10 protein-coding genes and 1 pseudogene are annotated in these 11,942 nt (G+C 52.1%); 6 read left to right on the top strand and 5 right to left on the bottom strand.

What is annotated here, in order from left to right; genetic code table 11:
• Positions 1–79 (top strand): IS1 family transposase (locus ACOTXF_RS23070; protein ID WP_001401901.1); only part of this gene is annotated, 79 nt, incomplete at its 5' end.
• Positions 80–99: 20 nt separating this feature from the next.
• Here the strand turns inward: ACOTXF_RS23070 and blr are convergent.
• A complete protein-coding gene (gene blr, locus ACOTXF_RS23075) occupies positions 100–225 on the bottom strand; it encodes a division septum protein Blr (protein WP_168112406.1) in 126 nt (41 codons plus the stop codon).
• 243 nt (positions 226–468) lie between these two features.
• Between blr and ACOTXF_RS23080 the strand changes: the two genes are divergently transcribed.
• Positions 469–1,509, top strand: coding sequence for an oxidoreductase (locus ACOTXF_RS23080; RefSeq protein WP_232927113.1), 1,041 nt, complete (start codon positions 469–471; stop codon positions 1,507–1,509).
• A 55-nt stretch (positions 1,510–1,564) separates the two neighbouring features.
• Here the strand turns inward: ACOTXF_RS23080 and add are convergent, their stop codons facing one another.
• The 3 genes and pseudogenes from add to ACOTXF_RS23095 all read right to left on the bottom strand — a co-directional run.
• Positions 1,565–2,566, bottom strand: a complete 1,002-nt coding sequence (gene add / locus ACOTXF_RS23085) for an adenosine deaminase (RefSeq protein WP_047746997.1) — start codon at positions 2,564–2,566, stop codon at positions 1,565–1,567.
• A 96-nt stretch (positions 2,567–2,662) separates the two neighbouring features.
• Positions 2,663–3,835, bottom strand: a complete 1,173-nt coding sequence (locus ACOTXF_RS23090; RefSeq protein ID WP_047746999.1) for a MalY/PatB family protein — start codon at positions 3,833–3,835, stop codon at positions 2,663–2,665.
• Positions 3,836–3,883: 48 nt separating this feature from the next.
• Positions 3,884–4,351, bottom strand: a pseudogene (locus ACOTXF_RS23095) (glucose PTS transporter subunit EIIB); the annotation flags it as partial.
• A gap of 418 nt (positions 4,352–4,769) precedes the next feature.
• On the opposite strand from ACOTXF_RS23095, the gene ACOTXF_RS23100 reads away from it, so the two are divergent.
• The 3 genes from ACOTXF_RS23100 to ACOTXF_RS23110 all read left to right on the top strand — a co-directional run bounded on the left by ACOTXF_RS23100 (position 4,770) and on the right by ACOTXF_RS23110 (position 7,637).
• Positions 4,770–5,492, top strand: a complete 723-nt coding sequence (locus ACOTXF_RS23100; RefSeq protein ID WP_047721748.1) for a YagK/YfjJ domain-containing protein — start codon at positions 4,770–4,772, stop codon at positions 5,490–5,492.
• 683 nt (positions 5,493–6,175) lie between these two features.
• Entirely contained in the window at positions 6,176–6,448 is a 273-nt protein-coding gene (locus ACOTXF_RS23105) for a hypothetical protein (protein WP_044596735.1), read from the top strand.
• Between the two features lie 68 nt (positions 6,449–6,516).
• Positions 6,517–7,637, top strand: a protein-coding gene (locus ACOTXF_RS23110) for an IS3-like element ISSen4 family transposase (protein ID WP_087450780.1) whose coding sequence is annotated in 2 segments (ribosomal slippage) — positions 6,517–6,775 and positions 6,775–7,637 — 1,122 coding nt in all. Because the reading frame shifts where the segments join, the coding sequence is not laid out codon by codon here.
• A gap of 746 nt (positions 7,638–8,383) precedes the next feature.
• On the opposite strand, the gene ACOTXF_RS23115 is transcribed toward ACOTXF_RS23110, so the two are convergent.
• Entirely contained in the window at positions 8,384–11,512 is a 3,129-nt protein-coding gene (locus ACOTXF_RS23115) for an autotransporter outer membrane beta-barrel domain-containing protein (RefSeq protein ID WP_128302275.1), read from the bottom strand.
• A gap of 335 nt (positions 11,513–11,847) precedes the next feature.
• Between ACOTXF_RS23115 and ACOTXF_RS23120 the strand changes: the two genes are divergently transcribed.
• Positions 11,848–11,942: IS1 family transposase (locus ACOTXF_RS23120; protein ID WP_001640293.1), on the top strand; the 95-nt coding region annotated here is incomplete at its 3' end.

Below are 11,942 nucleotides of genomic sequence, written 5' to 3' on the forward strand. Positions count from 1 at the left end.
GTCACTGTCGTTCTCAAAATCGGTGGAGCTGCATGACAAAGTCATCGGGCATTATCTGAACATAAAACACTATCAGTAAGTTGGAGTCATTACCACCGGTTACTTAGGTTGAGCGACGGTGACAGGCTCCGGCGGCTGGTAGTTATCGATATGGCTGGCAACGCCCAGCAAAATGACCGACACCCCAAGGACAATCCATCCCGCTAATTCAATGATTCGATTAATAATTGACGTCATGATGTGTAATTGTACTTTATCCATAAAGACAGGGCGCAAATGTTACAGCGACGTTTCTCTGACGGCAAGGGCTTTGGGAACGGTTCCCTTAAACAAAATCAGTAGGTTAATACTATGTAACAAAAACAATCCGTATAACCTGCTATTTTACGTCATACGGCACATTATTAATCCGTGCTAATGCCAGACTAGCCAGTGTGAAATAAGAACGACTTAAAAGAGGATGACACTATGAGTGATAATATCCGCGTTGGGCTTATTGGTTACGGGTACGCGAGCAAAACGTTTCATGCGCCTCTGATTGCCGGGACGCCGGGGATGGCGCTGGCGGCGGTATCCAGCAGCGACGCTGCTAAAGTCCATGCAGACTGGCCTTCTGTGCCGGTTGTCTCCGAGCCAAAACATCTTTTCAACGATCCAAACATTGATTTAATCGTCATTCCCACGCCGAACGATACCCACTTTCCGCTGGCAAAGGCCGCGCTGGAAGCCGGGAAGCATGTGGTTGTCGATAAGCCCTTTACCGTGACGCTGTCACAGGCTCGCGAGCTGGATGCGCTGGCAAAGAGTCTGGGCAGGCTGCTGTCGGTGTTCCACAACCGCCGCTGGGACAGTGATTTTCTGACGGTAAAACGGATTCTCAGTGAAGGTACGTTAGGGGAGATCCTCTTTTTTGAGTCGCACTTTGACCGCTTTCGCCCGCAGGTACGAAACCGCTGGCGCGAGCAGGCCGGTCCTGGCAGCGGTATCTGGTATGATTTAGCCCCGCATCTGCTGGATCAGGCCGTCAATCTCTTTGGCCTGCCGGTGAGCATGACGGTCGATCTGGCCCAGCTCAGGCCCGGTGCGCAGACGACCGATTACTTCCACGCGGTGCTCAGTTACCCGCAGCGGCGAATTGTGCTGCACGGGACGATGGTCGCGGCGGCAGAATCTGCCCGTTACATTATTCACGGCGCGCGCGGCAGCTACGTGAAGTTTGGTCTCGATCCGCAGGAAGACAGGCTGAAAAACGGTGAACGTTTGCCGCAGGAAGACTGGGGCTATGATATGCGCGACGGCGTCGTCACGCGGGTGGAAGGCGAGGAGCTGGTCGAGGAGACCTTGCTGACGATACCGGGTAACTATCCGGCGTATTATGCCGCTATCCGCGATGGGCTGAACGGCACGGGAGAGAATCCGGTTCCGGCCAGCCAGGCGATACAGATTATGGAGCTGATTGAGCTGGGGATCGAATCTGCCAAACATCGCGCCACGCTCTGTCTGGCATAAGTTTTTGACGTTGCTGTAGGCCGGGTAAGGCGTAGCCGCCACCCGGCAAAGGGGGTTACGCGGTTGCCACCTTATCCCGCAGCGTCTGCTTCTCTGCAGGCGTCAGGAAGGCGATCTCCAGCCCGTTGATCTGCGCCTGACGGATCTGCTCGCGGCTCAGACCCGCCTGCGGTGCGGCGATGTTGTACTCGTGAATGATATCCACGCCCTGAACCGCCGGATCGTCCGTATTCAGCGAGGCCAGCACGCCGTGCTCGAGGAAGGTTTTCAGCGGGTGCTGCGACAGCGATGCTACGGTGCTGGTCTGAATGTTAGACGTCAGGCACGACTCAATCCCGATACGCTGCTCCGCCAGGAAATCCATCAGGGCGCGGTCTTCTACCGCCTTCACGCCGTGACCGATACGTTCGGCGCCCAGCTCGCGGATGGCCTGCCAGATGCTTTCCGGGCCAGCCGCTTCACCCGCGTGCACGGTAATGTGCCAGCCGGCATCGCGCGCGCGGTTGAAGTGGGAGAGGAACAGGCTGCCCGGGAAGCCCAGCTCGTCACCGGCGAGATCGACGGCGGTGATGGCATCTCGATGGGCCAGCAGCGCTTCCAGCTCCTGCAGGCAGGCGGCTTCACCGAAGGTACGGCTCATGATGCCGATCAGGCGAGCCTGAACGTCGAAGGTTTTACACCCTTCGCGGACGCCTTCAATGACGGCTTCCACGACGCCTGCAACGGGCAGGTTGTGGGTCATCGCCATGTAGCCCGGCGAGAAGCGCAGCTCGACGTAGTGCAGGCCGTTGCGGGCGGCATCTTCGATGTTCTCAAACGCCACGCGGCGGCAGGCATCCAGCGACGCCAGCATTTTCACGCCCCAGTCGAGTTTGCTCAGGAAGCTGACCAGGTCCGGTTCATTAGAGGTCACCTGCACGTGAGGGATCAGGGACTCAAGGGTCTGAGCAGGAAGCGTTAAATTGAACTGGCGGCCAAGATCGAGGATGGTTTGGGCACGAATGTTACCGTCAAGGTGACGATGAATATCAGTTAAAGGCAGGCGTGTATCAATCATGGTCGCACTCTTTTCTGGTTAAAGTGCGCCATATTATAAAAACAAAACGGGGTAAAAAGCTATTTGCGCAAGGGAATATTCCGTTGCGCAAATTGATTACAGAAGCGTATTAATGCCAGCAATCAGGCGTTGAACCCCTTGCTCCAGCTTGCTGCGCGGGCAGCCTGCATTCAGGCGTACGAAGCCATTTCCCTCTTTTCCATAGGCATATCCCGGCATGATGGCGACCTTTTGCTGCTCAATCAGCACTTTTTGCAGCGCCCGATCGTCAATATTCAGCGGACGCAGATCGAGCCAGGCCAGATAGGTCGCTTCCGGCGGCTGCCAGTTGAGTTTCGGAAAAGCGCGGTTTACTTCCTGAGCGATATACAACAGATTCTCTTCCAGATAACCCCGCAGGGTATCCAGCCACGGGCCCCCTTGCTGATAGGCGGTGATATGCGCCGTTAGCGCCAGCACGGAAGGGGAAGAGAGCCCGTCCCGACCTTTTAACGCGCTGAGATAGCCGTTACGGCTCTCTTCATCGCCGATCAGGCCATAAGCCCCCGTCAGCGCCGGAATGTTAAAGCTTTTCGAGCCGGAAGTCAGAAGCGCCCATTTGCTCCGCGCCACTGCGGTCCACGGCGTGTGACGATGTTCTCCCCACACCATGTCCATATGGATTTCATCGCTGATAACCGCCACGTCATAGCGCTCGCAGAGTTCCGCCATCTGCGTCAATTCATCCCGCGTCCAGACCTTGCCGGTCGGATTCTGCGGGCTGCACAGCAGCAAAATTTTGTTTTCCGGTTTCGCCAGCGCCGCTTCGAGGGCTGCCATATTGCCCTGCCAGCCAGCGGCCTGTTTTTCCATTTCAACCGCCACAACACGACGCCCGTTACCCTCTATGGCTTTGTAAAAGGCATCGTATGCCGGGGTGTGAACCACCACGCCGTCGTCGGGTTTTGACCAGAGGCGAATCAGTTCCGAGACCATGTAGATGACGGAGGGGCCATAAACCACGCTTTCGGTATCAATTCGGGTGTTAAAGCGCTGCTGGAACCAGTGTGCGACGGCGGCGAGAAACTCGTCGTTTTTCCAGCGGCTATAGCCAAACACGCCGTGATGAATGCGTTGTTGCAGCGCGTCGGTTATGCAGGGGGCGGTGGCGAAATCCATATCCGAGATGGTGAAGGGCAGCAGATCCGCCGCGCCAAAGCGGTCGGCGACATAGTCCCACTGCGTACACCAGGTGCCGTGTCGATCCACGACGGTTGAGAAATCAAACATGCTTTAATCCTTAACGTAAAACCCCCTCATGGTGAGGGGGCGGAGGCATCAGGCTTCTACTGTTCGCATCAGGGTCGCCAGCTCATCTTTCACTGACTGTACCTGTGGGCCGATAACCACCTGCAAATTGTGCTGGTTTAACTGTACCACGCCGATGGCCCGGTTGGCCTTGAGGGCGTTGGTATCCACTTTTGACATATCCGCCACCGACAAACGCAGGCGGGTAATGCAGTTATCCAGCGAGGTGATGTTATCCGCACCGCCCAGCGCCGCCAGAATGGCAGGGGTGTTATAGCCGGATTTGCCCACGGTACCGGCAACCGCCTGTTCAACGCTGGTGGCCGTATCGATATCGCGTCCTGGCGTTTTCAGGTTAAAGCGGGTGATGGCGAAGCGGAAGATCCCGTAGTACACCGCAAACCAGATTGCCGCCACGACCGGGACCAGATACCACTTAGTCGACAGGCCGTGCAGGATCCCGAACACCACGAAGTCGATCACGTTGCCGTCAGTGTTCACTGAAGTGTAATGGGTATAATTGATATTTGCCGATGTACACTGTGAACAATCAGGTTACTGCAATGTTGAAAATTACAGCTCCCACTCAACTGTGTATGCCGGAAGGAAGCCAAAGACAAGATTGTAAATCCCTTTGAATTTCTCCGTTGTTACCAACACCCCACACAATCATCATCCCTCTTTTATCAAGGCATGATTTCCGTTGCCCCCTTTCACTCCTTCTGATATGATAATGAGTTATTATAAATATTTCCGTAAACTTTGTTCCGTAGTATTTCTCTCCTCGAAAACATCCCCAACGTCAGATGCAAGGCGGCTTTGCGCTATCGCAAATGCCATCGTTTTACCGTGGTTTTAGGTAGTAACTATGTAGGGGGTGTGATCTCTTTCTGAGTACAAAAAGGTTAATTTAACAATGATGCAACAATCACAAACCCTATTCGAATCGTCGGTTTTATCGGCAACAAGTTTTCGTACCGTCTACCATGAACACGGACGTTACAAAACAATTAATGGCAACTCCTTTGTTCATGATGGTCATGCATACCGGATTAACACAAGAATCGGCTCTGGTGTTCGTCATGACATACTTATTTCAACAATCAACGAACTGAACGCAATCCTGAAGCTCTACAGTCGAGTGTTCCTTACCCGTTTTGATCTCCACCTCCCTGAGTTCACTTCTGTTGAAGCAGGTAACAAATACATACGCAACTTGTTCAAACGATTACGTGACCGCCTAGGGTCTGGGAATAACGGTTTATCGGAACCTATTATCGATTTTGCTTACGGTTGGGTTTGCGAACAGGAAAAGGCTTCACAACCCCATTACCATTGCTGGATTGCACTTCCACATCGTTCGGTAAGATGGTTTGGAACGCCAGAAAGAGGGAGCGCTGGTATTATTACGGAAATCTGGATGAAACTGACAGGTGGTAAAGCAACGCTGGTAAACTTGGCTAAAGCCACTAAAGACTATCCCGATCACTACGTCATTCATCGTGAACATCCTTCATCACTCGAAGGTCCGGTATTCTGGCTTTCTTACCTGGCAAAAGAACGCGGTAAAGCGCAAACAGGGAAGGGAACGCGCATGTACTCAACATCAAAATTGAGTAGCAAAGTACTGAATTCGTAAATATCGCGCAGGAGGCCCGTAGCGCGTTTTTCTTTCCAAGGTATGCAATCGCATTACCCATATCATGAAAATCGCTTAAAGCCTCGCTCAGAGCGTTTTAAGGCATGATTTGTTCCTGGTTAACTTTATGCTTCGGTCAGATGCATGATAGTTCAACTATAGTTGCTATGCTGATACATTCATACATTACTTCAAAATTCCGAGCGCAGCGAGGGACACGAACGTAGTGAGTGTCTGTGTACTATGTACTGTTTATAATATTTATATTTTATATATAGAGAAAACAGTACATTTCCGTATATTTTTTAACCAGCATTAACTATCCGTCTTCGCTTCGCTTGACGGAACTCGCTTCGCTCGCCATTCAGGATATAACTTCAGCGTTTGAAACGATTTTCGCAACCCTTAGAACGTTTTGTTCAATGTTAATTGTCCGGTCAGAATCGAAGATAAAATATTAGATTTGGCCTGACACAGCTTTGGCACAGATCCTCTCCCATTTTGACACTTCCGCCCTGTGACAGAAGCGGAGGTTGAACAACCATCTGTGCGATCAAAATATAACAATATTTTGAAGGTGCAGCGGGTATCACTATCTTAAAACATGATATGTAAGAGGATAGGGGGCTGTGAGGAACCCAGATGGGATTTATCGTTGATGGAGCCAAGCTGAGATATCCGTTATGAAGAGACCAATAGCGCACAAAAATGATCGTCTGCCAGTGCCGAAAACGAATCACTTTACGCTTGAAGCGAGGCAGCGTGTTATCAATGGACTTGTTGCGACGGCTAAAGCTGACTTCGTATCCTTAGTTAGCTGGCTGAAAACAGGTAAACAGAATGGTGAACCTATTCCGTTAGATAAATGCGAAAGTCTTCGAACTGCTATTCTTAATCTTGGGACCCTTAAAGCTGGTGTACAAACCGACTGGAAGCAGGTAATCCAGTTGATGTGACCTGCTCCCCGTTGATTAGTACACCCCGATGTTAGTAATGTCTTCATAAGCCACATGAGAACATCCCCATGAAGAAGCGTTTTTCCGACGAACAGATCATCAGTATTCTCCGCGAAGCCGAAGCTGGGGTACCCGCCCGTGAACTCTGCCGCAAGCATGCCATTTCCGATGCCACGTTTTACACCTGGCGTAAGAAGTATGGCGGTATGGAGGTGCCTGAAGTTAAGCGCCTGAAGTCGCTTGAGGAAGAGAACGCCAGACTCAAGAAGCTGCTTGCCGAAGCCATGCTGGATAAAGAGGCGCTTCAGGTGGCTCTTGGGCGAAAGTACTGACGACAGACCAGAAGCGGGAAGCCGTGATGTTGATGTATGATGCGACCGGTCTGTCGCAACGTCGTGCCTGCAGGCTTACAGGTTTATCCCTGTCGACCTGCCGCTATGAAGCTCACCGTCCGGCTGCTGATGCGCATTTATCAGGGCGCATCACTGAGCTGGCACTGGAGCGCAGGCGTTTTGGCTACCGTCGTATTTGGCAGTTGCTGCGCCGTGAAGGGCTTCATGTTAATCATAAGCGCGTGTACCGGCTTTATCACCTCAGTGGCCTGGGCGTAAAACACAGAAGACGTCGTAAAGGGCTGGCAACAGAACGTCTGCCGCTGCTCCGTCCGGCGGCGCCCAATCTGACCTGGTCGATGGATTTCGTCATGGACGCACTTTCCACCGGTCGCAGGATCAAGTGTCTTACCTGCGTCGATGATTTCACAAAGGAATGCCTGACGGTCACTGTTGCCTTTGGGATTTCAGGCGTTCAGGTCACGCGTATTCTGGACAGCATTTCACTGTTTCGAGGCTATCCGGCGACGATAAGAACTGACCAGGGGCCGGAGTTCACTTGCCGTGCACTGGATCAATGGGCCTTTGAGCATGGTGTCGAGTTGCGCTCAATCCAGCCGGGCAAGCCAACGCAGAACGGATTTATTGAGAGCTTTAACGGACGATTTCGCGATGAATGTTTGAATGAGCACTGGTTCAGCGATATCGTTCATGCCAGGAAAATTATTAATGACTGGCGGCAGGATTATAACGAATGCCGCCCGCACTCCACGCTGAATTATCAGACACCGTCTGAATTTGCAGCGGGCTGGAGAAAGGGTCATTCTGAGAATGAAGATTCCGACGTTACTAACTGAGTGTTGTATCTAATCGTGGGGGCAGGTCAGTCCATGTCGTCACCTTGATGATTTGTTAATGCGGGGGCAACATTAATAAATGTACTTGAGACCGCAATTTGTCGATGGAGCCAACATTTATAACTATGTGCTTCTACCCTCTGAATTTTTACATGTGAATTGCTAGCTTGAATAGCTCTATCATTATATACGTGGCACTAAATTATGGCTGTTTTTCGCTCTTAGCGGACATTAGCATAGGCTATTTACCATAAGGCCTCTACGCGTACCGCTGAAACGCTCTCAGGCCTTCTGAGCGGTGCGCGTAGAGGCCTTATGGTTAATAACAACACCTGCACAGGTGTTAGCGAACCTGCGTATTATGCATAGCACCACTTTAAATGCCCCCTTCCGGGAAGACAAAAAAAACGGGCGGAGCCGCCCGTAAAACTACACTATCAGGAATTTCAGGTATCTGACGGCATACCCGATGCCGCCCGGCAAATGGCTGCCTGCTATGATTATGACAGGGAAACGAATATTTTCCAGAAAACGAGACTACAGATGTAAAAAACCCGGCAAAGGCACCGGGAAGGATGTAGAGAAACGTTAGCATTTAGACCCGCTCATGAGGCGGTTCCCTGTTTATCGGCGAAATACGCTCGAAGGTCAATGCTTTTTCTGGCAGGTGACACCCATACCAGAGTGTGCACCTCATCCTGAAAAAGGAGGGCCGAAGCCCTCCCGTCATTCGATGGACCGTCACGTCAGAAGCTGTATTTACCCCCCAGCATCGCGGACGTGTCGCTGTAACCCTTATCACCCACCTGCTGCGCCACGTTACCCCACAGACCAAAGCGCTTGCTCAGCTGGCCCTCCACACCCACCTTCATCTCGCCAATGCTCGCCGCGCCATCCTGTTTCACCAGGACACCGTTCAGCTGGCTGCCAAAGTCCTGCGTGTTATGCACCCAGTTCACCTCCACAAACGGCTGGAAGGTACGGTCTCTGCCCTCATCCAGCTTACTGTGACCGTTGATGTATGCTTTCACGCCCAGGCGGGTCTGTACGTTGCCGTCACCGTCACCGGAGACCACCGTGCCGTCAGACTCCGTATGCGTGTCAGCTTTCACGCCCATCCAGGTGACCTGGGCTTTCGGCTGAATGAAGTACGTCTGGGTGCCGGCCGCGTTCTGTCCCAGAAGGAAGGTGTAGCCACCCTCAATGGACGCCGTCACGCCTTCTGAATCATACTTCTCACCGCTCAGACCTTCGCCGTTAACGGTGTTCTTAAACCAGCTGTACTGGGCCCAGCTGTCCACATACAGCCCGGTTTTGTCCGTATCGTTCTGATACCAGGTACCGTACAGACCGGCGCTGTAACCTTCCACCGCTCCACGGGAATGGTAACCGCTGAGGTTTGAAAGCGTATTACTCTTATTGTAGCCATACCCCCCCATGATACCCAGGTGGTAGCGGTCGCTGCCGTCTGAGCTCCATTGCGCTAAGTCCCCACCGAGCTGGGCAACGTAACGGTTGGCCTGGGTACTGAGCTGACCGCTGCTGTCGCGTGAACGGGTATGGCCACCCTCGTTGCGCAACCACATGCTGGTCACCTTCTTCTCACCGGTCAGAACATCCGTGTACTGTGTCTCACCCAGACGGTCGTGCAGACGGGTAGTAAACAGGTTGTTGGCCGCCGCCAGGTTCGCCGCATAGGAGCCGCCTTCAGGACGCAGCAGAGACTCTGTAGGTGTTGTAGGTGTTGTAGGTGTTGTAGGTGTTGTAGGTGTTGTAGGTGTTGTAGGTGTTGTAGGTGTTGTAGGTGTTGTAGGTGTTGTAGGTGTTGTACGTGTTGTAGGTGTTGTATTACTCAGATACCAGTTACTGCTGTTGCTGCCAGTACCGCGCACCAGAGAGTAATCATAGGCACCTGCCGCAATACGACCCGACTGTACAAACGCATCATCAGTCGAACTTCCGGTGGTAATGAGTTCAATACCGTTCAGCGTCCGGGCCCCTGTTCCGCCTTCGTTGGTGACTTTGACATAGGTCGTGCCGGTGGCACTGCCGCTGACGACCAGCTTATCAGTTGGTGAGGAATCATCACCTAATACCGTATCGAGAAACAGATTCCCGTTATTGCCCACGTAACTGCCCTGGATGGTGAGAACGTCGCCGACTTTGCCATCCGTGAGGTTGAGAGTCGAACCGGTAGAAGTAACGTTGCCCTTGAGGATGAACTTTGCCGGTGACGTGCTCTGCGTGGTGCCGTTCAGAGTTGAGCCACCGTTCATTGCCAGCGTATCGAAGGCCGAGGTTGCCACAGTGCCTGTCGCCTTCTCTGCGAGGTTCCAAGTCGAGCCGTTGTTCAGGTTAATGTTCAGTGTCGAGTTGGCATACGCCTTGTTCGTCAGCCCCGTCATGGTGCTGCCGTTGTCGAGTGTTAGCTTCAACGAACTGGCTGTTGTTGAGTTCCGGTACTTGATGATGTCGACCAGATAACCATCACTCGCGGCAGTGAGATTTGAGTGTCGATCAAACAGAACCCCCACATCCTGCTGACCACTATCGACTAGTAGTAACGGTGCGGTAATCGACTGGGTCTTGATGGTGGCGTTGCCAAAGCTCGCTTTGATGCCTGTCGAATCGACGCTCGTCCCCCAATCGTCTATACCGATGGCTAGGACCGAGCGGGAGGCGTTGATGTAGGTAGAGCTGTTAGGTTCGTTAGCCTGCAGCTCCGAGCCGCTGACAGCCATCTTGATGGCAGAGCTCATGTAAGCCGAGCTACCACCAAAATTGGGGTCCATGTCGATATTCAATGCACCGTTGGAAACGATGAGGCCTTTGCCGCTTCCGACGGTTCGGGACTTGCCTATCTTGATTGCGCTGCTATCGTAAGACTGCGTACCACTTTTCACCATTTTGAGCGTTGTGTTGTTTAGAACTACCTGCGATATTGCTTCGGCCCCCTCACTATCCGACGCTGCCCCTGAGACATAGATTCCTTCGATGCGCGCACCAGTGAGTATCATGTCCAGCGTGCCCTTGATTTCAATCTTGCCCGAACTGCCGTTACCAGAGTTGCCACTTGCGCCCTGGATAGCACGCAGACCTGCGTTCAACACGGGTATAGTAAATCCACCGCTAGTGCTCTGTCGGATGGTTGCGTTGTTGAGTGTGATGGTCGAAAACTTGCCATTGTTGGCAACAATGGCTTCACCTGAATCCACCGAAGAGCCAGCGAGGATGGCGTAAGAGCCAACGCCTCCACTCGAATTTAAGCCGACGTAACTGCTATTCGTTGTTAGGGTGAAGTTGTTCCCGTTTATCGGCACGGTGTTGTGTGTGCTTAGGCCTTTGATGCCGCCGCCGCTGCCACTGTTGGTCAGCGTAGCAGTCACGTCCGTGAAGTTGATGCTTCCGTGTGTCAGGTACTGGTTACCGATTAAGCTGAAGCTGTTGGTGCCCAAGTATGATATATTTGTTGCTCCGATCGTAATGACATCGGCACCGACGGTAAGATTACTGCCGGCGAGGACATACCAGCTTGCGTTGCTATTCAGTACTGTCGGTGATCCTGTCGTAGCGGGGACTTCGTTGCATCCCACTCCATAGGTAGCGTTGATCCATCCTGTACGGTACGACCCATTAACGTCAGCCGGGCAGGTAACAGCCCAAGCGCCATGAGTACTTGCCATCACCAGTGCGATAGTAGTCACTGAGGTGCGTACCACCGGCGAGAAAATTCCCGACAGTGCGCGTAGCAAACGTGTAGTGTATCGTTCAAAAAAGAGCATTTTTGTTTTTTTATGTGTTCGGCAGAACTCGCCGGCGACAACCCATGCCTGTTGTGTGGCATTCCAGACCAACCGGTAGATACGATTCATCATTTTCAGCTCCAGAGAGACATCCCGGAGAAGGATTCCTGCCGGGCAATAAAAACATTATCTGTGGCGATTCAAAAGCCATGATTTCTATTCAAAAAATAAATAAAGGGATTACCTAAGTGTTGCAAACTCAACACATCTACATCTAGAGAAAAACAGGTTTAGCTTTGCTTCTTATCTAGCATTTTTTAGCGAGATAATCGCCAACGAGCATTTCAATAAATTCTTTAAGCTCCTGATATTAAACACCATAAGTCTAATATGGCAACAGTTTCTATAATCGGGTAATGCTGCCAACTTACTGATTTAGTGTATGATGGTGATTTTAAGGTGCTTGCGTGGCTTCCATTTCCATCAGATGTCCTTCCTGCTCCGCTACTGAAGGCGTGGTGCGTAACGGCAAAAGCACTGCCGGACATCAGCGCTATCTCTG

The organism is Enterobacter cloacae complex sp. IR53041, from assembly GCF_049238285.1.
GTDB classification, from domain to species: Bacteria; Pseudomonadota; Gammaproteobacteria; order Enterobacterales; family Enterobacteriaceae; genus Enterobacter; species Enterobacter roggenkampii.

Bases quoted from the DNA above. Each gene is read 5' to 3' on its own strand.
- ACOTXF_RS23080 (WP_232927113.1), top strand. From the start codon at position 469: ATGAGTGATAATATCCGCGTTGGGCTTATTGGTTACGGGTACGCGAGC.
- ACOTXF_RS23115 (WP_128302275.1), bottom strand. From the start codon at position 11,512: ATGATGAATCGTATCTACCGGTTGGTCTGGAATGCCACACAACAGGCA.
- ACOTXF_RS23090 (WP_047746999.1), bottom strand. From the start codon at position 3,835: ATGTTTGATTTCTCAACCGTCGTGGATCGACACGGCACCTGGTGTACG.
- ACOTXF_RS23100 (WP_047721748.1), top strand. From the start codon at position 4,770: ATGATGCAACAATCACAAACCCTATTCGAATCGTCGGTTTTATCGGCA.
- add (WP_047746997.1), bottom strand. From the start codon at position 2,566: ATGATTGATACACGCCTGCCTTTAACTGATATTCATCGTCACCTTGAC.
- ACOTXF_RS23105 (WP_044596735.1), top strand. From the start codon at position 6,176: ATGAAGAGACCAATAGCGCACAAAAATGATCGTCTGCCAGTGCCGAAA.